Raw genomic sequence first — 19,924 nt, forward strand, 5'->3', positions numbered from 1 at the left:
CTCGCCCTCGTCGGGAGTTCGACCAGGAGGAGCGGGGAACATGAGCAAGCTGGTGGTGTTCGGCGCGACGGGGTACGTCGGTGGCCGGATCACGGAGGAGGCGCTGCGGCGCGGGCACACGGTCGTCGGGGTGGCGCGCAAGCCCGAGGGCCTGCCCGCCGACGTCGAGGCCCGCACGGGCTCGCTGCACGACGACGGTTTCATCGCCGACGTGACCAAGGGCGCCGACGTGATCGTGGTGGCGACCCCGGGCCGGGCCGACGAGCAGGGGCGGCGGCTGCTCGACGTGGTGCCGGCGCTCGCCGACGCGGCCCGCGCGGCCGGTGCGCGGCTGTCGTTCGTGGGCGGCGCGGCTTCGCTGCTCGTGACTCCCGGTGGTCCGCGGCTGCTGGACACGCCGGACTTCCCTGACACGTACAAGACCGAGGCGACCGCGCAGACCGAGGTGCTCGACGCACTGCGCGAGCTGCCGTCCGATGTCGAGTGGTTCTACCTGAGCCCGCCGGCGAAGTTCGGTGCGTGGACCGTGGGCGAGCGCACGGGCTCTTACCGCGTCGGCGGCGACGTGCTGCTGTCGGACGCCGAGGGCAATTCGCACATCGGCGGTGACGACTTCGCGATCGCGTTCGTGGACGAGATCGAGGAGCCGCGCCACAGCCGCGCGCGGTTCACCGTCGCGTACTGACGCGCGGCGCGGGGCCCCTCGAAGCCGAGGGGCCCCGGCTCGGGTCAGCCCGGGGAACCGACGGTGCAGAAGAACTTCGTGGCGTGGGCGGGGTCGAGCGCGTTGGTAACGAGGTTCCACACGTTGAGGTCGTAGGCCTCGCCGATGTGGCCCACCGGGTCGAACGGACACGTGTCCTGCACGTACTCGTTGACCACGCCGGGTTCGCGCACGAACGACGTGTCGGTGGGGGTCACGAGCTCGTCGTAGCGCGAGGTGATCACGGTGTACTTCACGCCGGGCTGCGCGATGGGACCGGTGGTCAGCTTCTTCACGGCGGCGCCGTCGGTGATCAGGTCGTCGCAAGCGGGGCAGCCGAGTGTGGACAGGGCTTTGCCGACGGCGTCGCGCTCGCCCTGCCCGAGCAGGTACGCGAGCTTGGTGAGGCCGGCGAACGTGGTGCCGTGCGTGGGCGGCGCGATGGACACGACCGAGCCGATCTTGTCCGAGATGCCCTGGGTCTTCGTGACGTAGAGGGACTGGAAGCCGCCCTCGGAGTGGCCCACGATGTCCACTTGCGACGCCCCGGTCTCGGTGAGCACCTGGCCGATGAACTGCTTGATCTCGGCCGCCGAGTCGGCGATCGGGCGCAGGCCGCCGACGACCGGGAAGCCCGGGTAGGCGCCGTAGGTCTGGCTGAAGGTGCAGTAGCCCTTGGCCGCGACGGCCGACTGCAGGAAGTTGAGGTCCTCGTAGTAGGTGGCGCCCAGGCCGTGGAGGAAGACCACGGGCCGGGGGTGCGCAGAGCTCGGCCGGCATGACGGGTCGTTGTTGCCGCCCGCCGCCTGCGCGGGCGCGGCGGTGAACGCGGCCGCCACGAGCGCCACGGCGGCCAGCACGGCCGCTTTGGTCCGCAGTTTCCTCATGGAGAAGGGTCCTTCCTCACGGTCACCGGCGGCGTTGCCGGTGGTTCAGGGGGCGGGGTAGAGCACGGCGTGGCGCCGGGCGACGACGTTCCTGCGGATCTTGAGGGTCGGGGTCGGCTCACCGGATTCGGCGGAGAACGGCTCGGGTACGAGCGCGAGGTCCCGGATTCGCTCGGGCGGAGAATAGCGTGCGTTCACCGACTCCACGTCACGGGAGATGACCGAGCGCAGTCGTTCGTCGGTGGGCAGGCCGGGTTCGTCCGGGTTGATCCCGGTTTCCGCGGCGGGGGAGAGGTTCTTGCCGGCCGAGGTCGCCGGTGTGCAGCCAACCGTCCACAATGGTCTCTTGGGGATCGTTGTAGTAGCGCTTGAAGACGCCTTCCGGGCCGGCGGCGAAGAAGAACTCGACCTCGGCCGGCTCGGTGAGGACGTTCCCGCTCGAATACGCGATGGCGGCTCGCACCAGGTGCCGTTGTCGAGGTACCGCTGTGCGCTTGACATCGAATACCTCCCGGTATTGGATACCTGAAGGTATTGAATTGGCTTCGTGAAAGTCAACCCCTTGATCAGGAGGATTCACCCCGATGCCCGCACCGGGCCGCACGCGGCCGACGCGTGCCGAAACGCGCCGCCGCATCCTCGACGCCGCGTTCCAGGTCTTCGGAGAGAAGGGCATCGCGGCCTCCAAACTGACCGAGGTCGCAGCCTCCGCCGGCCTCACGAAGGGCGCGGTCTACTCCAGCTTCGCGTCGAAGGACGAGCTGGTGCTGGCACTGATGGAGGAGCACGCGGCGCATCGGCTCTCGGCCAGCCTCGAGAGCTTCGCCTCCGCCGACACCGGCGCGGCCGGCCTCGCGGACGTCGCGGCGGTGCTGATGCACGAAATGCGCACGGACGCGGTGTGGCACCGGCTGCTGGCGGAGTTCTTCGCCCTGGCTCACCAGGATGCCGACCGCCGGCTTGCCCTGCGGGACCGTCGCCGCGCGGTGCGTCGCACGATCGCGGCCGCGTTGGAGCGCCTGGCTTCGGGGTTCGGCTTCTCGTTGCCGCTGCCGGCCGAAGAGTTCGCGGTGATCCTGCTGGCGCTGAGCAACGGCCTGGCGGTGGAGGGCGACATCGACGAGGAAGCCGTACCGGAGGGTCTGCTGGGCCGGGTGCTGACGTTGATCGCCGGCGATGCGGTGGCTGCCGTGCGCTCGGCGGCGGAAAGTGTGGCCGGGGACTGAAACCCGCGTTGCCCGGGACCTCTCCCGGCGCCCGCGGTTACCGTCGCGCGCATGACTGAGCTGCTCGCAAGCCATCTCAAACCGCGGTGCTCCAGACCGCGCGAGGTCCGGCTGTGACGCGCCGCGATGACCTGGCTCGGCGGCTGCGCGGGATTCTCCGCGGCACCGCCGGAGCCGAGCGCGCGCAGCGAGACCTGGGTGCGCAGCTGGCTTCCGAATCCGCGGCCGCAGCCGAACGGGCAAGGGAAATCGCCGAAGAACCAGGTCCCCTCGACGGGGCCGAGGGAGGCATTGCCTCCTCCTACGTTCCCGGCCCCGCCGAGGTTCGAGACCGCGATTCCGATCGGCACCCGGCGTCGGCCGGCGGTTTCCGGAGCCAGGACTTCAGCGCGCACGCCGAACAGCTGCTGCGAAAGCGCGTCGTCCTCCTGAACGGCGAGATCGACGACGCGATCGCCAACACGATCTCCGCGCAGCTGCTGCTCCTCGAGGATGAAGACGCGAGGGCCGACATCATCTTCCTCGTCAACTCGCCCGGCGGCTCCGTCACGGCCGGCTTCGCCATCCTCGACACGATGGACCTCGTCAAGCCGGACGTCGCCACCTGCGCCCTGGGGCTGGTCGCCGGCATGGCTCAGCTGCTCGTGTCGAGCGGCACCACCGGCAAACGGGCCGCCCTCCCGCAGGCCGTGATGGCGTTGAGCCTGCCCCGGCTCCCGCCGGATCCGTCGCCCGTGCAGCTCGCTCTGCTCGACAAGTGGACCAGCGAAGTCGTCAGGATGATCGCGGACGGCAGCGGCCGGCCGATCGAGCGGGTTCGCGCTGACGCCGAACGGCGGCGCCAGTTCACCGCGGCCGAGGCGGTCGAGTACGGCCTGGTCGACTGGGTGACGGAGAAGCCCGTGCCGGGATGACCGGGTGTCCTTTGTGGATCAGTGCGTGGTCAGCGGCCGCGCAACCGGGCGACCACCGGCGCCAGCGTCTCCATCATCGAATCGAACACGGTGATGTAGGAAAACCCGTACCGTTCCCGGCGCTCGACGAGCTGCGTGACGATTTCGTCGACCGTCCCGAGCAACAGCTGCGGCGCTTCGAGAAGCTCGTCGACGCCCGGTTCCGGGTCCGTCAGCGCCTGCCACTCCGTGGCCGCGGCGCGGCGGTCGCCGGTCACGACCACCCGCTGGACCAGCATGTTGTACTCGACTTCCCGATCTCCGGCCAGGGACCGGAAGTACGTCACGCGCTCGTCCATCGCCGAAGCCGGATCGAGTACGAACGTCCCCGGCGGCTTGCCGGGGGCCTGGCGCAGACCCGCGAACCCCACGATGTCCGCGTCGGACGCGGCCAGCGACAGCACCCCGTCGCTGTTGCCCGCGATCAGCAACGGCGGAAGATCCGCACCGAGCCGGGAACGCAGCTCGGCCAGACCATCACGCAGGTAAGCGATCCGATCAGCCGCCTTCAGCCACGGCAGCCCGGCCTCGTCGAACTCCGACTTCATGTGACCCGAGCCGAGCCCCAGCTCCAACCGTCCGCCGGTCAGGACCCAGGTGTTGGCGACATCTCGCGCGAACAGAGCCACGTTGTAGAACGGCAGGTTCGACACCAGCGTCCCCACCCGCGGCCTCGTCGTGGCGGCCGCCGCGGCCACCAGCGCGGGAAACGGCGCCGGGCGCCCTTCACCCAGGTGGTCGGGCACGCTGATGGCGTCGTAGCCGAGTTCCTCGGCGCGGCGGCACAACCCGACGAACGACGAGTCGACAGTCCGCAGACTGACGCCGAATTTGAAGTTCCCCATGTGGCGAAGCTAGCCGCACCGAACCACGCAGCACAGACAGTTTCGCCGCCGGCGGACCGAAATCCACCGACGGCGAAACACGAAGAACCGCTGGAACCTCAGGCGGCCCCGTCGAACAACGAGGTCACCGAACCGTCCTCGAACACCTGCTGGATCGCCTCGGCCAGCATCGGCGCGATCGACAGCACCGTCAGCCCCGGGAACCGCTTCTCCTCCGGGATCGGCAGGGAGTTCGTCACGATGACCTCGCGCGCCTTGCACTGCGAAAGGCGCTCGGTGGCCGGGTCGGACAGGATCCCGTGCGTCGTGGCGATGACGACGTCGGCCGCGCCCTCCTCGATCAGCGCTTCGGTGGCCTTGACGATCGTGCCGCCGGTGTCGATCATGTCGTCGATCAGCACGCAGAGCTTGCCCTGCACTTTGCCGACCACGCGGTTGGCCACGGCCTGGTTGGGCTTGTCCGGGTCGCGCGTCTTGTGGATGAACGCGATCGGCCGGTCACCCAGCTGCTGCGCCCACTTCTCGGCGAGGCGCACGCGGCCCGAGTCGGGCGAAACGACCGTGATGTCCGCGTCGCCGTAGGTGGCCTTGATGTGGTCGGCGAGCACGGACTGCGCCATCAGGTGGTCGACCGGGCCGTCGAAGAAGCCCTGGATCTGGGCGGTGTGCAGGTCGACGGTCATGATCCGGTCGGCGCCCGCGGTCTTGAACAGGTCGGCGATGAGCCGGGCCGAGATCGGCTCGCGGCCCTTGTGCTTCTTGTCCTGCCGCGCGTACGGGTAGAACGGCATGACCACGGTGATCCGCTTGGCGGAAGCGCGCTTGAGCGCGTCCACCATGATCAGCTGCTCCATCACGTACTCGTTGATGGGCGTGGTGTGCGCCTGGATCACGAACGCGTCGGTACCGCGCACCGACTCCTCGAACCGCACGAACAGCTCACCGTTGGCGAACGTGTGCGCGGTCTGCGGGGTGATCGTCACGTTGAGGTGCTTGGCGACCTCTTCCGCGAGCTCCTGGTGCGCACGGCCGGAGAAGAGCATCAGATTCTTCTTCGGCGTACCTGACTTCGGACTCATGCTGGCGACTCCCCGTCGTTTCCTGCTTCCGACACGGACACGGCGGTGTCCTCACTCGCGGCGAGCGCGGCCTCCGCCGCCTCCGCCGCCGGCGTGCCCGGCCTGCGCCGGACCGCCCAGCCCTCGACGTTGCGCTGCGGCCCCGCCGACACCGCTAGTGCACCAGGCGGGACGTCGTCCCGGATGACCGCACCCGCTCCACTGTAAGCGCCGTCACCGATCCGCACCGGCGCGACCAGCGTGTTGTCGGCGCCGAGCCGGACGTACGAGCCCACGACGGTGTGGTGCTTGTTCACGCCGTCGTAGTTCACGAAGACGCTGGAACAGCCGATGTTGCTGTAGTCGCCGACGGTCGCGTCGCCCACGTAGGTGAGGTGCGGCACCTTCGTGCCGGTGCCGATCTGCGCGTTCTTCGTCTCGACGAACGCGCCCAGCTTGCCCTTCGCGCCCAGCTTGGTGCCCGGCCGCAGGTAGGTGTACGGGCCGACGTTCACGCCGTCGCCCAGTTCGGAGTCGTCGGCGTGCACCCGCACCACCGACGCGCCGGCTCCGACCGCCACGTTCACGAGCGTGGTGTCCGGCCCGACGACCGAGCCCTCGCCGATCGACGTGGTGCCCTTGAGCTGGGTGTTCGGCTCCACCAGCACGTCACGCGAGAGCGTCACGTCCGCTTCGATCCACGTGGTGTTCGGGTCGGTCACGGTCACGCCCTCGCGCTGCCAGCGGCGCACGATCCGGCGGTTGTACTCCGCGCCCAGCGTCGCCAGCTGCACGCGGTCGTTCACGCCCTCGGTCACCCACGGGTCGTCGACCACGAGCGCGCCGACGCCCTTGCCGTCGTGGTGGGCGATGCCCAGCACGTCGGTGAGGTACAGCTCGCCCTGCGCGTTGTCCGTCGACAGCCGCGAGAGGCCGTCGGCGAGCACGGCGGCGTCGAACGCGTAGACGCCCGAGTTGATCTCGGTGATCTCGTGCTGCGCCGGCGTCGCGTCCTTGTGCTCGACGATCGACTGGACCACGCCGGCGTCGTCGCGCACGATCCGGCCGTAGCCGGCGGGGTTGGCGACCACGGCGGTCAGCACGGTGACCGCGTTGCCCGAGCCGGTGTGCTCGGCCAGCAGCGCGGCCAGGGTGTCGGTGTCGAGCAGCGGCACGTCGCCGTAGCTCACGAGCACGGTGCCGGTGAGGCCGGCGGGCAGCTCGTGCAGCGCGCACGACACGGCGTGACCGGTGCCCTTCTGCTCCGCCTGCACGGCGGTCGTCACCTCGCGGCCCAGCACCTCGCCGACGCGCGCGAGCTCGGCACCGACGGCTTCGCGGCCGTGGCCGATCACCACCACCAGGTGTTCGGGATTCAGTCCGGCCGCGGCGCGGACGGCGTGTTCCACCAGGGGGCGCCCGGCGATCGGGTGCAGCACCTTCGGGGTGGACGAACGCATGCGGGTGCCCTCACCCGCGGCGAGGATCAGCGTGCTCAGCGGGCCGCTCAACGAGACTCCCAACAACGATTTACCGGCTCGTTCCGACGGGCAACGATCCTACGTGGGCTCCTCGGCGCCCCACGAGGGGTCGGCCGGGATGCTCTCCGCGGGCCAGCTCGCGCCGGCGTCGCCCGCCATCGAATTGGCGGAGGCGACCTGGTTGCCCCCACCGCGTTTTGCTTCGTACATCGCCGCGTCCGCGCGCGCGAGCACCTGCTCGGCCCGCTCCTGCGGCCGCAGCGACACCAGCCCGATGGACAGGGTGACGCCGTGCGAAAGGTGGTGCGGCAGCTCCGCCACCGACTTCACCGCGCGCCCCAGCGCCATCTTCGCGGCCGACGCGGGCGCGCCCGGCAGCAGGACGATGAACTCGTCGCCACCGTAGCGGGCGACAACGTCGTCACCACGCAGGGCGTCACGCAACGTGCTGGCGACAACGCGGAGCACGTTGTCCCCCTCGGCGTGCGACTGCTTGTCGTTGACGCCCTTGAACCCGTCGAGGTCCACGAGCGCGACGGCCAGCGGCTGCGCGTCGGCCGACGACGCGAGCGCGCGCAGGCGTTCGTCGAGCGCGCGGCGGTTGGGCAGGCCGGTGAGCGGGTCCTGCAGCGCCTGCTGCGTGATCGCACCGTGTTCGGCCGACAGCCGTTCGTGTTCGCGGCGCGCGTTGAGCGTGGCGATCTGCGACTCGCGCAGCGTCCACATCTCGGATTCGAGCGTGGTCGCGTAGTCGATCAGCGACTTGCTCGCGCCCGACGCGTAGTCCGGCGTCGTGTCGAGCCGCGCGAGCTCGCGGGCGATGTTGAGCCGCATCGACGGCTGGGAGATGTCCTCGGACATCGCCTTGCGCGTCTCGCGCAGCACGTCGAGCGCTTCCTCGCGGCGGCCGGCGCGGTCGAGGCACCGCGCGAGCGCGATGGCGACGATCTCCTGCTCGTGCGGGAAGTGGTGGCCGTGGCGCATCTGGGTGAGCCGGTCCACGTGCTCGGCGGCCGGGTTGTGCAGCGCCAGCGCGGAAGCGAGCACGCCCACCTGGTCGACCGCCGAAACCCCGGCCTTGCGCGGGAACAGCGACTCGGCGAACGGGCCCTCGGCCGCCACCGCCATCGACGCGGCCGTGCGGAACTTCTCGGCCGCCTCGTCGTACTGCTCGATGCGCTCGAGCCGCAGGCCCCAGCCCAGCAGCATCTTCACGCGGTTCATCAGCTGCAGCGTGATCTCGTGCGGGCTCGCGCTCTCGCGGATCGCCTGGTGGGCGCGGCTGATGACCTCTTCGGCGGCCTCGTACACGCCGAGCTGGTTGAGCACGATCCAGCAGTCGATGAGCGCCATCGACTGCATGCGGTTCCAGTTGCGCACGCCGACCTGGCGGTCGGGGATCGTGGAGTCGTCGAGGATCGCGAGCGCGCGGGCGATCTCGGTGAGCGCGGCGTCCTCCTGCGCGGCCAGCACCAGCCGGCGTCCGCGCAACGCGTGCGCGTCGGCGCGCAGCAGCGACAGGCCGTGGCGGCGGGTGTGGGCGAGCATCTCGTCGAGCCGCGGCTCCGCTTCGGCGGCCAGCCCGCGCGTGACCAGGCGGGCGAACGCCGAGGCCCGCAGCAGCTGCGCCACCAGCGTGGGCTCGCCGCGGCGCAGGGTCTCCTCGAGCAGCTCGTCCATGATGGCGACGATCTCGAGCTGCTTGTCGAACTCCTGCCGCTGGACGGCGGCGATCAGCTCACGCGCACGCCCGACCAGCCAAGCGTCGGACATCTCGACGAGAGTCGGACGCCGGGCGGTTCCGGGGTCGATCGCTTCATCGCTCAGCCGCCCCACACCCCCATCGCTTCGGCTCGGGTTGGTCACACGTCTGCTCCGCCGCCAGGATTCGAACCTGAACTGTCAGAACCAAAATCTGAAGTGCTGCCGATTACACTACGGCGGATCGATCCTGGTCAGGATAGCGATGATCGGCGACAGTGGTGGCGGGAGGGTGAAGCGCCCGCGGCCGGGGTACTTCACAGGTTGAACCGTGCCGGAGCGCAACGGACATTTCGGGCCTCCCCAGGGCTCGAAACCTCCTGTACCGTAACTTACGGCATCGTAGGTTAGGTCACCCTTCGCAGGGGCTCGTAGGAAGAAGTGAACTGTATGACGGCCACCCTCGACCGTTCCCAGCCAGCTGGAGAGCCGCCGGCCCCGAAGGGCCCCAAGCCGATCACCGAAGGTCAGCGCGGCATCGGCGTGCAGCTTTCCGTGTACTTCGGCGTGCTCGCGCCGCTGGTGGCCCTGCTGGTCGCCGTCCCGTTCGCGTGGGGCTGGGGACTGACGTGGGTCGACGTCGCGCTGTTCGTGGTGTTCTACGGCGTCAGCGGCCTGGGCATCACCGTCGCCTACCACCGGTACTTCACGCACGGGTCGTTCAAGGCGAAGAAGTGGCTGCGCGTGGTGATGGCCATCGCCGGCAGCATCGCCCTGCAGGGCCCCGTGATCACCTGGGTGGCCGACCACCGTCGTCACCACGCGTTCTCCGACCGCGACGGCGACCCCCACTCGCCGTGGATGTTCGGCACCTCGCCGGCCGCCATCGCCCGCGGGTTCTGGCACGCGCACATGGGCTGGCTGTTCGAGCGCGACAAGAGCAACCAGGCCCGCTTCGCGCCCGACCTGGTGAAGGACACGGCGATCCAGAAGGTCGACGACCTGTTCTGGCTGTGGGCGCTGCTCTCGCTGGCCCTGCCGGCCGTGCTGGGCGGCCTCATCTCGTGGTCGTTCTGGGGCGCGCTCACCGCGTTCTTCTGGGCCGGCCTCGTGCGCATCTGCGTGCTGCACCACGTGACCTGGTCCGTGAACTCCATCTGCCACATGATCGGCGAACGCCCCTTCGCGGCGCGTGACCGCTCGGCCAACTTCTGGCCGCTGGCGATCTTCTCCTTCGGCGAGTCCTGGCACAACCTGCACCACGCCGACCCGACCTCGGCCCGCCACGGCGTGAAGCGCGGCCAGATCGACATGTCGGCCCGCCTGATCTGGATGTTCGAGAAGTTCGGCTGGGTGCACGACGTCCGCTGGCCGACTCCGCAGCGGCTGGCGCGGATCGCGTCCGAGGGCTGAGTTCTTTCCGTTTTCTTTGCGGACCACCGATTTTCGGTGGTCCGCTTTGTTTTCGGGGTTGTTTCAGGCCTGGCTTCGCGTGGCCAGCCGGGCGGCGCGGGCGTAGGCGTGGACGAGTGGCCGGTTGTCGTCCTTGCGCCACGCCAGCGCGAGGCGGCTGGGGGACACGCCGTGCACGGGGAGGGCGACGACGTCGCCGCGGGTGAGCAGGGGCGCGTTGCCCGCGGCGATGAGGCAGACGCCGCGGCCGTCGACGAGGGCCTCGTAGGTTTCGTCCGCGCTGCTGATCTCCGCGCCGATCACGGGGGCGCGGCCGCCGCGGGCTTCGGGGGCGAGCCAGTGGTCGCGTAGCGGGCCGGCGTCGGCGGGCAGGGCGAGGAACGGTTCGTCGAGCAGGTCGGCGAAGTCCACTGTGGACTGGCCGGCTCGGGGGTGCGTGGCGGACATCGCGACCAGCCGGGGTTCTTCGGCGACCACGACCCAGTCGTAGCGTTCGGCGCCCGGCACCGGGAGCCACACGAAAGCGACGTCGGTGGAGCCGTCGGCGAGGCCCGCGGTGGAGTCGTGCCAGCCGACCTGGCGCAGCGTGAGCCGGGCGTGCGGGTGCACGTCGGTGAACCTCGACCGGATCGCGGGCAGCATGCCGCCGCGGCCGGGGCTCGTGCTCATGCCGACGACGAGCGTCCCCCGTTGCTCGGCCTTCGCCTGGGCGACGGCGTCGTGCGCCGCGTCCCACTCCGCGAGCACCCGGCGCGCGTGTGGCAGCAAGGCCTCGCCCACCGGCGTCAACCGGACCTCACGGCGGTCGCGGTCGAACAACGGGGCGCCGAGCTGCCGTTCGAGCATGCGGATCTGCTTGCTCAGCGCGGGCTGGGAGACGTAGAGCCGTTCGGCCGCGCGCGTGAAGTGGAGCTCTTCGGCGGCCGTGACGAAGTACCGCAGATCGCGGCCGTGCACGTCCATAGCCAATGGTTATCACAGCAGGTCTTGGACGCGCGAGCGCTTTTCGCCCAGAGTCGGTGTCAGCGAAAGGGGCTCAGGACATGAACAAGGTTTGGCTGATCACCGGCGCGAACAGCGGCTTCGGCCGCGCGCTCACCGAGGCCGCGGTGGCGGCCGGCGACGTGGTGGTCGCGGCGGCGCGGCGCACCGAAACGCTGGCCGACGTCGTCGCCGCGCACCCGGACCAGGTGGAGGCGGTGCCGCTCGACGTCACGGACCTCGCGGCGGTCGACGCCACCGTCTCCTCGGTCATCGCGCGGCACGGCCGGCTCGACGTGCTGGTGAACAACGCCGGCCGCAGCCACGTCGGCGCGTTCGAGGAGACCACCGACGAGGAGCTGCGGTCGCTGTTCGACGTGCACGTCTTCGGCCCGGCGGCCCTGGTGCGCGCGGTGCTGCCGCACATGCGCGAGCGGCGGTCCGGCGCGATCGTGCAGATGAGCAGCATGGGCGGGCAGCTGTCGTTCGCGGGGTTCTCGGCCTACAGCGGCACGAAGTTCGCGTTGGAGGGGCTGTCCGAAGGGCTCGCCGACGAGGTGGGCCGCCTGGGGATCAAGGTGCTGATCGTGGAACCGGGCGCGTTCCGCACCGGTTTGTGGGGCAGCACGAGCCGCAGCGGCGAGATCGACGACTACGCCGAGTCGGTCGGCCCCACGCGCCGCCTCGTCGTCGACGCCGATGGCACGCAGGCCGGCGACCCCGCGAAGGCCGCCGCCGCCATCCTCACCGCGCTCGACGCCCCGGAAACCCCGCTGCGCCTGGCCCTCGGCGGCGACGCCGTCGACGCGATCGGCGGCCACCTCGACCAGGTGCGGGCCGACCTGACGGCGTGGGAGGACCACGCGCGCAACACCGCGTTCGCCTGAGCGCGCCGCCACCCGGCTACCCTGCTGCGCATGGCGGGGAGACGAAGGGCGAAGCGCGAAGCAGCGGTCACCGGTGCACGACCGGCGGCGCCGGTGACGCGCGTCCGCATGACGGGCAGCGAACGCCGGCAACAGCTGCTCCTCGTCGCGCGCGCGTTGTTCGCCGAGAAGGGCTTCGACGGCACCTCGGTGGAAGAGATCGCCGCCCGCGCGAACGTCTCGAAACCCGTCGTCTACGAACACTTCGGCGGCAAGGAAGGCATCTACGCGGTCGTCGTGGACCGCGAGACGCAGCTCCTGCTCGACCGCATGGTCAACACCCTCCACGGCGGCCACCCGCGCGTCATGCTCGAACAAGCGGCCATCGCCCTGCTCAGCTACGTCGAGGACTCCCACGACGGCTTCCGCATCCTCGTCCGCGACTCCCCGGTGGCCAGCTCCACCGGCACCTTCTCCACCGTCCTCAACGACATCGCGGGCCAGGTCGAACACATCCTCGCCCAGCAGTTCGCGGCGCGCGGCTACGAGGAGAAGCTGTCGGCCCTGTACGCGCAGGCGCTGGTCGGGATGGTCGCCCTGACGGGCCAGTGGTGGCTCGACGCACGCAAACCGAAGCGCGACGAGGTGGCGGCGCATCTGGTGAACTTGGCCTGGAACGGGTTGTCGCATCTGGAACACAAGCCGAGGTTGCTGGGCTGAGCCCGGGGACTTGTCCGAACCGGCTCAGTGCTTGACGATCATCCGATGACGACTTTCCGGGAAGCCATCGAAGGCCGGGACATCGAGGCCGCCGTCGCGTTGTTCGCCGAGGACGCCGTGTTCCGCAGTCCCGCTGTACACCGGCCCTACCAGGGGCGCGAGCAGGTCGGGGTGATCCTGCGGGCGGCGTTCGCGGTGTTCGAGGGCTTCGCGTATCAGCGGGAGCTGAAAGACGACGACGGCCACGCCCTCGTGTTCACCGCGCGCGTCGGCGACCGCGAGGTGGAAGGCTGCGACTTCTTGCGCACCAACGACTCCGGCGAGATCACCGAGCTCGTGGTGATGGTGCGCCCGCTGTCGGGGCTCAACGCGCTCGCCGCGGCCATGCAGAAGCAGCTCGGCTAGAGCAGGCCGCGCGCGTGCAGGTCGTCGAAGATGAGCTGCACAACTGCCGACACGCGCGGCCGGTCCTCGAAGCCCAGCCAAGCGAAGTCGGCGATCTCGCTCGAAGCCGCCAAGGTGCCGGAAAACGAGGCCGTGTAACAGGTCATCCGCACGACCGTGCCCGCCGCGCGCCCGTCCGCCTGTGCCTCCCACACGCCGGCGGGCTCCAACGACGACGGGTCCAGCGCGACCGACAGCTCCTCGGCGATCTCCCGCACCAGCGCCTCGGCGTCCGACTCGCCCGGCTCGCGCTTGCCGCCCGGCAGGTACCACGTGTCCTTGCCCGCGGACACGGCCGCGAGCACGCGGCCGTCGACCACGTGCAGCCACGCGAGTTTGTCGATCATCCCAGCGCCGCAAGGGTTTCGGCCGTGGTGAGCACCGTGCCGAGCCGCGGGAAGATCTTCGTGGTCGACGATTCGTGCGACACGTCGGACAGGCCCGTCATCGCGTCGGACACGGCGATCACGGCGTACCCGTGGTCCGCCGCGGCGCGCAGCGTCGACTCCACGCCGAATTCCGTCGCGATGCCGCCGAACACCACGGTGCGCACGCCCGCGTCGCGCAGGTGCGCGTGCAGGTCGGTGTTGTAGAAGCCGCCGATGGTGGCCTTGACCACCAGCTTTTCGCCGTTGCGCGGCTTCAGCTCCGGGATCACGTCGCTGCCCGGCGCACCTTCGGAGCCCGGGCGCATCGCCTGGATGATCACGATCTGCGCGCCGGCTTCGGAAAACGCGTCGCGCAGGCGCACGGCGTTGGCGGCGGCCTCGGGCCCGGCGAACGGCGTCGTCGGCATCGCGACGATCCGCTCCTGGAAGTCGACGAGCACGAGCGCCGTCGAGGCGGGGTCGATCTCTGTCATACGGCAGATCCTAGGCCGGTCCCGGTACGGTCTGTGTTCGTCGGCTGGGGAAAGGATGTTCGGGATGAACCGGGAAGTAGTGGTCACCGGCGGGGGCACGGGAATCGGCTACGCCATCGCGGCCGCGTTCGCGCGCGCCGGCGACCGCGTGACGATCACCGGCCGCCGCGAAAGCGTGCTCACCGAAGCCGCGGCGCTGCTCGGCGCGCGGGCGGTCGCGTTCGACGCCGCCGATCACGAGGCCGTCGAGGCGGCCTTGCCGGAACTGCCGGAAAGTGTCGACGTATTGGTGAACAACGCCGGCGGCAACACCGATTTCCTCCGCGACGACAACACCGACCTGGCGACCCTGGCCACCGCCTGGACGGCCAATTTCCGGGCCAACGTCTTCACCGCCGCCTTGGTCACGGCGGGTTTGCGCGACCGGCTCGCCGACCACGGCCGGATCATCACCATCGGCTCCATCGCCGCCCACATCGGCGCCGGGTCCTACGGCTGGGCGAAGGCCGCCGTCGAGGCGTGGAACTCGGACGTCGCCCGGGTCATGGGGCCGCGGGGAATCACCGCGAACGTGGTCGCGCCCGGCTTGATCGTGGACACGGAGTTCTTCCACGGCAAGCTCACCGACGAACGCCGCGGCCGGCTGGTCGCCACCACGATGAACAACCGAGAGGGCCGTCCGGAAGACGTCGCGGAAGTCGTGGCGTTCCTCGCCGGCCCCGGCGCGGGCCACGTGACGGGCCAGGTCGTCCACGTGAACGGCGGCGCCTACCAAGGCTCTTAAGCGCCCGGGGTGACGCGAAGGACCTTGTCGTCCGATCCGTTCGAGGTGGTCACGTAGAGCGCGCCGTCCGGCGCTGATCGGACGGCGCGCAACCGCCCGAACCGGTCGTCGAATTCGGGTGGCAGCGTCACCGAAGTGACCTTGGCCGCGGAATCCAGGTGCAGCAGCAACAGTTTCTGCCCCTTCAGCGCCACCACGGCCAAAGCGCCTTCGTTGGCACCCCACTGCGGACCGGTCAGGAACGCGTCGCCCGAAGTCGCCTCGGTGATCTCGCCGGAAGTCCAGAGTGGACGGACTGCGTCGGGGAACCGGTCGAGATCCGTCATCGGCACGCTTTCGTCATACGAGGAATCCGTCCCGCCTTTCGAGGGATCCCACCCGTAGTTGGCGCCGGGCCGGATCAAGTTCACCTCGTCGTCGAACGTCGGCCCGTGCTCGGAAGTCAGCACCTGCCCGGTCCCCGGCCGGATCGCGACGCCCTGGATGTTGCGGTGCCCGTAGGTGTAGATCCGCCGCTCGCGAGGATCGGCCGAAGCGAAGAACGGGTTGTCCGGCAACGCTTCCCCGGTTTTCGCGTTGATCCGAAGCACCTTCCCGCCGAGGCTGTGGCGGTCCTGCGCGATCGTCGGCCGCGCCGTGTCCCCGGTCCCGACGAGCAACGCGCCGTCGGGAGCCAGGGTGGGCCGGCAGCCGGAGTGCCGGCCACTGGGGTTCACCGGCAGCCCCGTCAGCAGATCCCGCACCTTCGACGCACTGGCCCCGTCCGGCGCGAGCCGCCACGTGACCAGGCGGACGTCGACCGCCCGGCCACCCTCCTGGTGCGTCTGGCACGTCGTGAACTCCCGCGACGAAGCGAAATCCGCCGCGAGCACCATCCCCATCAGCCCGCCTTCGCCCTGCACGAGTACGTCGGAGAAGTCGGCGCGCACCTCGGTGGTCCGCCCATCCCGGATCAACGCCAGCTTGCCCGGGCGCTGTGGCACGAGCAGCGACCCGTCCGGCAGGAATCCGATGTCCCACCCGTGCTCCAGTCCGCCGGCCACCTCCTCGACGCGAAACGCGGTGGCGGAAGCCGGCGAAGGGGCGCTCGTCAACGGCGGCGGCGCACTCGCCGCTCCCGAACAAGCGGTGGCGAGCACCGCGACGACCGCGAGCAGCACGACTCCGGGCAGGCGCATACGACCCAGCATGCCCGACAAAAGCGACGTTCGCGTCTCAATCGCCGGGCCGGACCAGCCCCGACTCGTACGCGAACACCACCGCGTGCACGCGGTCCCGCAGGCCCAGCTTCGCGAGGACACGCCCGACGTGGGTCTTCACCGTCGTCTCGCCGATGAACAGCTTGCCCGCGATCTCGGTGTTCGACAGCCCGCGAGCGATCAGCCCGAGCACGTCCTTCTCCCGCTCGGTGAGCGAACCCAGCTTCGCCGACTCGACGGGCCGCCCGGTCAGGTAGCGGTCGAGCAGCCGCCGCGTGACCGAAGGCGACACCATCGCGTCGCCGCGCAGCACTCCGCGAATCGCCACCAGCATCTCGTCCGACGGCGCGTCCTTCACCAGGAACCCGCTCGCGCCGGCGCGCAGGGCCGAGTAGGCGTATTCGTCGAGGTCGAACGTCGTGATCACCAGCACCCGCACGTCCGGCAGGGCGGCGCAGATGCGCTCGGTCGCGGCGACGCCGTCGAGCACCGGCATGCGCACGTCCATCAGCACCAGGTCGGGCCTTCGTTCGCGGGCGATCCGCACGGCTTCCGCGCCGTCGCCCGCCTCCGCGACGACGTCGAGATCCGGCTGGCTGTCCACGATCATCCGCAGCCCGACGCGCACCAGCTCCTGGTCGTCGCAGATCAGCACCGACGTCATCGCGCCGCGCCCGTCCGCAGGGTCGCGAGCACGCGGAACCCGCCGTCGGGCAGCGGGCCCGTCTCGAGCTTGCCGCGGTAGAGCTCCACGCGCTGCGCCATCCCGGCCAGCCCGCGCCCCGACGACGGCAGCCCCGCCGCCACGGGCTCGCGGCCCCCGGTGTTCGTCACCTCGACGAGCACCTCGGTCGGCGTGAACTCCACGCGCACCCGGGCGGACGCGTCGGCGGGAGCGTGTTTGAGCATGTTGGTCAGCGCCTCCTGGACGATCCGGTACGCCTGCAGCGCGGCGCCCGTGGGCAGGTCGGTGGCATCACCGGTCACCTCGAGCCCGACGTCGCGCCCGGACTGCTCGACGAGCGTGCGCAGCTCGTCCAGCGTCGGCTGCGGCGTGCGCGCGGGCTCACCGGCGTGCATCACTTCGAGCAGCCGCCGCAGCTCCGCGAGCGCCCCGCGCCCGGTGCGGCTGATGGTGTCGAGCGTGCGGTCCACGGCTTCGGGGTCCTGGTGCCGCGCGAGCTTCGCGCCTTCAGCGTTGAGCACGATCACGCTCATGCTGTGCGCGAGCACGTCGTGCAGCTCGCGCGCGATCCGCGTGCGCTCCTCCGCGACGGCCGCGCGCGCCTGCGCCTGCCGCTCCGACACCGCGAGGTCCGCGCGCAGCCGTTCCTCGTCGGTCAGCTGCTCCTTCGCGCGGAAGAACTCGCCCAGCGCCCACGCCGCGATGTGCAGCGGCAGCACCCCGACGATCGTCAACGTCGGATTCTGCGTCGCGGCGCCCCACGTGAACCCCCACATCCAGTCGAGCGCCAGCACGGCCGCCGCGATCACCGCGGCGAACCGCCGGTCACCCTTCTTGACCAGCGTGAACAGCACCACCGCCATCGCCAGCTCGCTGCGCCCGCGGTCGAACGCCCACACGTCGTTCGTGTAGACGGCCACCACCCCGGCGATGATCAGCACCGCCGTCGTCCGCGGCCACCGCCGTCGCACGAGCAGCGGCAGCAGGAACGCCATCGGCACCAGCCGCAGGGACCAGTCGCCGGTCGCGATGTTCGGCCCGAGCAGCACGAAGACGGCGTACAGCGGCAGGTCCAGCGTCCAGCGCTGCCTGCGCACCCACATCACCAGTGCTCGCACGTCTGTGAACGTAACGCCCGCCGGCCGCTCGCCGCGTCCTTCCGCGGTATGCCTCGCCTCCTCCGATGGGACGATGCACGCGGCCCGATCGGCCGATCCGCGGCCACGGGATGCGTCCTTAGTTTCGGGTTCATGTCGATCACCACGGAGTTCTTCCGGCACCCCATGCTGACGGGTGCCGTCGCGGCGAGTTCTGGGTTCCTGGCCACGGCCATGACCCGCGGCCTGGGTCTCGAGCGCGCGGGTTCCGTTGTCGAGCTGGGGCCGGGGACGGGGGTGTTCACGTCGGCGGTGCTGGCTCTGGTGCCGGCGACCGCGGCTGTCACGGCGGTCGAGATCAACCCCCGGCTGGCGGCTTCGCTGCGTTCGCGCTTCCCCTCGGTCTCGGTGGTGTGCGGCTCGGCTTCCTCGGTGGGTTCCCTGGGACTGGACCCGGCGGACGTCGTGATCTCCGGCCTGCCCTGGACGGCCATGCCTGCCTCGCGTCAGCAGGAGATCCTGGACTCGGCCTGCTCGGTCCTGTCCCCGCGCGGCTGCTTCACGACGTTCGCCTACGCCCACGCCGCCTGGACACCGCCGGCCCGCCGGTTCGCCCGCCTGTTGCGCAGCCGGTTCTTCGTGGTGGAGCGGACTCCGGTGGTGTGGCGGAACCTGCCGCCGGCGTACGTGTACCGGGCCGCGTTGCCGGTTTCCGCCGGGGTTTCCCGTGAACGCTCTGCTGCACCCGCTTCTTGACGCACCCGCGGTGGTCGTCTACGTCGTGTGTGCCCTGGTGATCACGGCGGAAACGGCTCTGCTGCCGGGAATCGTGCTGCCGACACTGTCCACTTTGCTGCTGATGGGGTTCCTCGTGCAGCGGGGGACGTTGTCCTGGTGGGTGGCCTTGGTGGTGTGCGTTTCCGCCGCCGTTCTCGGCGACCAGATCGCGTACTGGGAAGGGCGGGTGCTGGGGCCGCGGCTGCGCTCTTCGCGCCTGGGCCGCCGGGTCGGGCCGGCGCGCTGGGACCGGGCCGAGTCGGCGATCGTTCGGTTCGGCGTGCCGGCGGTGGTCCTGGGCCGGTGCCTGGCGGGGGTGCGGACGCTGGTGCCCCGCGTCGCCGGATCGGCCGGCCTGCCGTACCGGCGGTTTGTGGTGGGGAGCGTTTGTGCCGCCGTCATGTGGGCGGGTGTGGAGCTGCTGGCGGGGCAGTTGACGGGATGGGTTGTGCCGTAAGCAAAGCGGCCGTTTCCGCGTCGGCGGGAAGGAACGTTTCCAGGCTCAGCTCCGCGATCGTCACGTCGACGGCCGTCGTGAGGCGGGTGATGGCGGTGATCAGGCGGAGGTCGCCCAGGGAGGTGGACAGCTGCAGGGGCACGGCGAAGCCGAGGTGGTCCGGCGAAGGCGGTGAAGGCGCGGGCAGGTACGAAGTGAGCTCGTCCAGCAACTCGGCCTGACGCGGGTCCGGCAGGCCCTGGCGGGGGCGTTCGAGCACGTGCTGCGCCCAGTCGGCGAAGTTGTGGATGCGCGGGGCCATGCCGTCGGGGTGCAGGGCCAGGCGCAGGACGTTCACGGGTGGCGCCAGCAGTTCGGCGGCCACGCCTTCCGTGAGAAGCGTGAAGGCGTCGTTCGCGGACACGAGCGTGCCGTAGCGGTCGACGATCAGCGCCGGGTACGGGCGGTGGCCGTCGAGCAGAGCCGTCAACGAATCGAGGACGGGGGCCAGCCGGGGGTCGTCGAGGGGTGTCTCGGCGTAGCGCGGGGCGAAGCCGGCGGCCAGGAGCAGGGCGTTGCGTTCGCGCAGGGGCAGGCCGAGGGCCTCGGCCACGCGCACGACCATGCCCCGGCCGGGAGCCGAACGGCCCCGTTCCAGAAAGCTCACGTGCCGCTGCGTGGTGCCGGCGGCCAGGGCCAGGTCGAGCTGGCTGAGCCGGCGGCGGGTGCGGGCGTCGCGCAACGCGGTGGCGAAGGCCGGGTCCATGGGGCCAGGCAAGCAGAACCCGCGCGGGCGCGCCATTCCT

23 protein-coding genes and 1 tRNA gene are annotated in these 19,924 nt (G+C 70.6%); 10 read left to right on the forward strand and 14 right to left on the reverse strand.

The annotated features are described in order from the left end of the window. The first annotated feature begins 40 nt into the window (after positions 1-40). Complete coding sequence (locus tag ACFY1H_RS35455; protein ID WP_366585547.1) at positions 41-685, forward strand: NAD(P)H-binding protein; 645 nt, start codon at positions 41-43, stop codon at positions 683-685. Between the two features lie 44 nt (positions 686-729). Here ACFY1H_RS35455 and ACFY1H_RS35460 read toward each other — a convergent pair whose 3' ends face one another. Then, positions 730-1,590: an esterase/lipase family protein gene (locus tag ACFY1H_RS35460; protein WP_386953811.1), complete on the reverse strand. Its 861-nt coding sequence runs from the start codon at positions 1,588-1,590 to the stop codon at positions 730-732. Positions 1,591-1,635: 45 nt separating this feature from the next. Next, complete coding sequence (locus ACFY1H_RS35465; RefSeq protein WP_386953814.1) at positions 1,636-1,929, reverse strand: hypothetical protein; 294 nt, start codon at positions 1,927-1,929, stop codon at positions 1,636-1,638. A 245-nt stretch (positions 1,930-2,174) separates the two neighbouring features. Here ACFY1H_RS35465 and ACFY1H_RS35470 point away from each other — a divergent pair, with 245 nt between their 5' ends. Further along, complete coding sequence (locus tag ACFY1H_RS35470; protein WP_386953817.1) at positions 2,175-2,816, forward strand: TetR family transcriptional regulator; 642 nt, start codon at positions 2,175-2,177, stop codon at positions 2,814-2,816. Positions 2,817-2,929: 113 nt separating this feature from the next. Further along, positions 2,930-3,730, forward strand: a complete 801-nt coding sequence (locus ACFY1H_RS35475; RefSeq protein WP_386953820.1) for a ClpP family protease — start codon at positions 2,930-2,932, stop codon at positions 3,728-3,730. Positions 3,731-3,759: 29 nt separating this feature from the next. On the opposite strand, the gene ACFY1H_RS35480 is transcribed toward ACFY1H_RS35475, so the two are convergent. The 5 genes from ACFY1H_RS35480 to ACFY1H_RS35500 form a co-directional block, all read right to left on the reverse strand. Then, positions 3,760-4,614 (reverse strand): TIGR03621 family F420-dependent LLM class oxidoreductase, encoded by an 855-nt coding sequence (locus ACFY1H_RS35480; protein ID WP_386953822.1) that lies wholly within the window; start codon positions 4,612-4,614, stop codon positions 3,760-3,762. A 98-nt stretch (positions 4,615-4,712) separates the two neighbouring features. Further along, entirely contained in the window at positions 4,713-5,693 is a 981-nt protein-coding gene (locus ACFY1H_RS35485) for a ribose-phosphate diphosphokinase (RefSeq protein ID WP_360593936.1), read from the reverse strand. Continuing rightward, the gene (gene glmU, locus ACFY1H_RS35490; RefSeq protein WP_366585562.1) at positions 5,690-7,183 is read right to left on the reverse strand and encodes a bifunctional UDP-N-acetylglucosamine diphosphorylase/glucosamine-1-phosphate N-acetyltransferase GlmU; all 1,494 of its coding nucleotides are present in this window, start codon (positions 7,181-7,183) and stop codon (positions 5,690-5,692) included. The genes ACFY1H_RS35485 and glmU overlap by 4 nt, the downstream gene beginning before the upstream one ends. 48 nt (positions 7,184-7,231) lie before the next feature. Beyond that, on the reverse strand, positions 7,232-8,926 hold the full coding sequence (locus ACFY1H_RS35495) for a GGDEF domain-containing protein (RefSeq protein ID WP_366585564.1): 1,695 nt from the start codon (positions 8,924-8,926) through the stop codon (positions 7,232-7,234). Between the two features lie 100 nt (positions 8,927-9,026). Further along, positions 9,027-9,098 (reverse strand) — tRNA-Gln (locus tag ACFY1H_RS35500). A gap of 206 nt (positions 9,099-9,304) precedes the next feature. Here ACFY1H_RS35500 and ACFY1H_RS35505 point away from each other — a divergent pair. Beyond that, the gene (locus ACFY1H_RS35505) at positions 9,305-10,267 is read left to right on the forward strand and encodes an acyl-CoA desaturase (RefSeq protein WP_366585566.1); all 963 of its coding nucleotides are present in this window, start codon (positions 9,305-9,307) and stop codon (positions 10,265-10,267) included. 63 nt (positions 10,268-10,330) lie between these two features. Here the strand turns inward: ACFY1H_RS35505 and ACFY1H_RS35510 are convergent, their stop codons facing one another. Continuing rightward, positions 10,331-11,230 (reverse strand): LysR family transcriptional regulator, encoded by a 900-nt coding sequence (locus ACFY1H_RS35510; protein WP_366585568.1) that lies wholly within the window; start codon positions 11,228-11,230, stop codon positions 10,331-10,333. 80 nt (positions 11,231-11,310) lie between these two features. On the opposite strand from ACFY1H_RS35510, the gene ACFY1H_RS35515 reads away from it, so the two are divergent. From ACFY1H_RS35515 to ACFY1H_RS35525, 3 genes are all read left to right on the forward strand, one after another. Beyond that, on the forward strand, positions 11,311-12,135 hold the full coding sequence (locus ACFY1H_RS35515) for an oxidoreductase (protein ID WP_386953827.1): 825 nt from the start codon (positions 11,311-11,313) through the stop codon (positions 12,133-12,135). A 108-nt stretch (positions 12,136-12,243) separates the two neighbouring features. Next, the gene (locus ACFY1H_RS35520) at positions 12,244-12,834 is read left to right on the forward strand and encodes a TetR/AcrR family transcriptional regulator (protein ID WP_285974454.1); all 591 of its coding nucleotides are present in this window, start codon (positions 12,244-12,246) and stop codon (positions 12,832-12,834) included. A 45-nt stretch (positions 12,835-12,879) separates the two neighbouring features. After that, positions 12,880-13,239: a nuclear transport factor 2 family protein gene (locus ACFY1H_RS35525; RefSeq protein ID WP_386953829.1), complete on the forward strand. Its 360-nt coding sequence runs from the start codon at positions 12,880-12,882 to the stop codon at positions 13,237-13,239. On the opposite strand, the gene ACFY1H_RS35530 is transcribed toward ACFY1H_RS35525, so the two are convergent. Next, positions 13,236-13,625 carry an NUDIX domain-containing protein gene (locus tag ACFY1H_RS35530; protein ID WP_366585575.1) on the reverse strand — a complete coding sequence of 130 codons (390 nt, stop codon included), beginning with the start codon at positions 13,623-13,625 and terminating at the stop codon, positions 13,236-13,238. The genes ACFY1H_RS35525 and ACFY1H_RS35530 overlap by 4 nt on opposite strands. Then, positions 13,622-14,140 (reverse strand): isochorismatase family protein, encoded by a 519-nt coding sequence (locus ACFY1H_RS35535; RefSeq protein ID WP_354863988.1) that lies wholly within the window; start codon positions 14,138-14,140, stop codon positions 13,622-13,624. The genes ACFY1H_RS35530 and ACFY1H_RS35535 overlap by 4 nt, the downstream gene beginning before the upstream one ends. Positions 14,141-14,204: 64 nt before the next feature. On the opposite strand from ACFY1H_RS35535, the gene ACFY1H_RS35540 reads away from it, so the two are divergent. Beyond that, complete coding sequence (locus ACFY1H_RS35540; protein ID WP_366585577.1) at positions 14,205-14,924, forward strand: SDR family oxidoreductase; 720 nt, start codon at positions 14,205-14,207, stop codon at positions 14,922-14,924. Here ACFY1H_RS35540 and ACFY1H_RS35545 read toward each other — a convergent pair. The 3 genes from ACFY1H_RS35545 to ACFY1H_RS35555 are packed head-to-tail and all read right to left on the reverse strand — an operon-like array spanning position 14,921 to position 17,911. Next, on the reverse strand, positions 14,921-16,102 hold the full coding sequence (locus tag ACFY1H_RS35545) for a PQQ-dependent sugar dehydrogenase (protein ID WP_386953834.1): 1,182 nt from the start codon (positions 16,100-16,102) through the stop codon (positions 14,921-14,923). The two genes, ACFY1H_RS35540 and ACFY1H_RS35545, sit on opposite strands and share 4 nt — an antisense overlap. Before the next feature lie 37 nt (positions 16,103-16,139). Beyond that, entirely contained in the window at positions 16,140-16,787 is a 648-nt protein-coding gene (locus ACFY1H_RS35550) for a response regulator transcription factor (protein WP_366585581.1), read from the reverse strand. Further along, positions 16,784-17,911: a sensor histidine kinase gene (locus ACFY1H_RS35555; RefSeq protein WP_386954273.1), complete on the reverse strand. Its 1,128-nt coding sequence runs from the start codon at positions 17,909-17,911 to the stop codon at positions 16,784-16,786. Before ACFY1H_RS35555 ends, ACFY1H_RS35550 begins: the two co-directional genes overlap by 4 nt. 147 nt (positions 17,912-18,058) lie before the next feature. On the opposite strand from ACFY1H_RS35555, the gene ACFY1H_RS35560 reads away from it, so the two are divergent. Continuing rightward, positions 18,059-18,661, forward strand: coding sequence for a class I SAM-dependent methyltransferase (locus ACFY1H_RS35560; protein ID WP_386953837.1), 603 nt, complete (start codon positions 18,059-18,061; stop codon positions 18,659-18,661). Then, a complete protein-coding gene (locus ACFY1H_RS35565; protein ID WP_386953840.1) occupies positions 18,633-19,139 on the forward strand; it encodes a DedA family protein in 507 nt (168 codons plus the stop codon). Before ACFY1H_RS35560 ends, ACFY1H_RS35565 begins: the two co-directional genes overlap by 29 nt. On the opposite strand, the gene ACFY1H_RS35570 is transcribed toward ACFY1H_RS35565, so the two are convergent. Continuing rightward, positions 19,081-19,884 carry a helix-turn-helix domain-containing protein gene (locus ACFY1H_RS35570; RefSeq protein WP_386953842.1) on the reverse strand — a complete coding sequence of 268 codons (804 nt, stop codon included), beginning with the start codon at positions 19,882-19,884 and terminating at the stop codon, positions 19,081-19,083. The two genes, ACFY1H_RS35565 and ACFY1H_RS35570, sit on opposite strands and share 59 nt — an antisense overlap. Positions 19,885-19,924: the final 40 nt, after the last annotated feature.

The sequence above is a fragment of the Amycolatopsis sp. NPDC001319 genome, assembly GCF_042896185.1.
Taxonomy (GTDB): Bacteria; Actinomycetota; Actinomycetes; order Mycobacteriales; family Pseudonocardiaceae; genus Amycolatopsis.

Excerpts from the sequence above, each read along its gene's own strand:
- ACFY1H_RS35455 (WP_366585547.1), top strand. The coding sequence starts at position 41 with ATGAGCAAGCTGGTGGTGTTCGGCGCGACGGGGTACGTCGGTGGCCGG.
- ACFY1H_RS35460 (WP_386953811.1), bottom strand. The coding sequence starts at position 1,590 with ATGAGGAAACTGCGGACCAAAGCGGCCGTGCTGGCCGCCGTGGCGCTC.
- ACFY1H_RS35470 (WP_386953817.1), top strand. The coding sequence starts at position 2,175 with ATGCCCGCACCGGGCCGCACGCGGCCGACGCGTGCCGAAACGCGCCGC.
- ACFY1H_RS35480 (WP_386953822.1), bottom strand. The coding sequence starts at position 4,614 with ATGGGGAACTTCAAATTCGGCGTCAGTCTGCGGACTGTCGACTCGTCG.
- ACFY1H_RS35485 (WP_360593936.1), bottom strand. The coding sequence starts at position 5,693 with ATGAGTCCGAAGTCAGGTACGCCGAAGAAGAATCTGATGCTCTTCTCC.
- ACFY1H_RS35495 (WP_366585564.1), bottom strand. The coding sequence starts at position 8,926 with ATGTCCGACGCTTGGCTGGTCGGGCGTGCGCGTGAGCTGATCGCCGCC.
- ACFY1H_RS35505 (WP_366585566.1), top strand. The coding sequence starts at position 9,305 with ATGACGGCCACCCTCGACCGTTCCCAGCCAGCTGGAGAGCCGCCGGCC.
- ACFY1H_RS35510 (WP_366585568.1), bottom strand. The coding sequence starts at position 11,230 with ATGGACGTGCACGGCCGCGATCTGCGGTACTTCGTCACGGCCGCCGAA.
- ACFY1H_RS35515 (WP_386953827.1), top strand. The coding sequence starts at position 11,311 with ATGAACAAGGTTTGGCTGATCACCGGCGCGAACAGCGGCTTCGGCCGC.
- ACFY1H_RS35520 (WP_285974454.1), top strand. The coding sequence starts at position 12,244 with ATGACGGGCAGCGAACGCCGGCAACAGCTGCTCCTCGTCGCGCGCGCG.
- ACFY1H_RS35525 (WP_386953829.1), top strand. The coding sequence starts at position 12,880 with ATGACGACTTTCCGGGAAGCCATCGAAGGCCGGGACATCGAGGCCGCC.
- ACFY1H_RS35530 (WP_366585575.1), bottom strand. The coding sequence starts at position 13,625 with ATGATCGACAAACTCGCGTGGCTGCACGTGGTCGACGGCCGCGTGCTC.
- ACFY1H_RS35535 (WP_354863988.1), bottom strand. The coding sequence starts at position 14,140 with ATGACAGAGATCGACCCCGCCTCGACGGCGCTCGTGCTCGTCGACTTC.
- ACFY1H_RS35540 (WP_366585577.1), top strand. The coding sequence starts at position 14,205 with ATGAACCGGGAAGTAGTGGTCACCGGCGGGGGCACGGGAATCGGCTAC.
- ACFY1H_RS35545 (WP_386953834.1), bottom strand. The coding sequence starts at position 16,102 with ATGCGCCTGCCCGGAGTCGTGCTGCTCGCGGTCGTCGCGGTGCTCGCC.
- ACFY1H_RS35550 (WP_366585581.1), bottom strand. The coding sequence starts at position 16,787 with ATGACGTCGGTGCTGATCTGCGACGACCAGGAGCTGGTGCGCGTCGGG.
- ACFY1H_RS35555 (WP_386954273.1), bottom strand. The coding sequence starts at position 17,911 with ATGTGGGTGCGCAGGCAGCGCTGGACGCTGGACCTGCCGCTGTACGCC.
- ACFY1H_RS35560 (WP_386953837.1), top strand. The coding sequence starts at position 18,059 with ATGTCGATCACCACGGAGTTCTTCCGGCACCCCATGCTGACGGGTGCC.
- ACFY1H_RS35570 (WP_386953842.1), bottom strand. The coding sequence starts at position 19,884 with ATGGACCCGGCCTTCGCCACCGCGTTGCGCGACGCCCGCACCCGCCGC.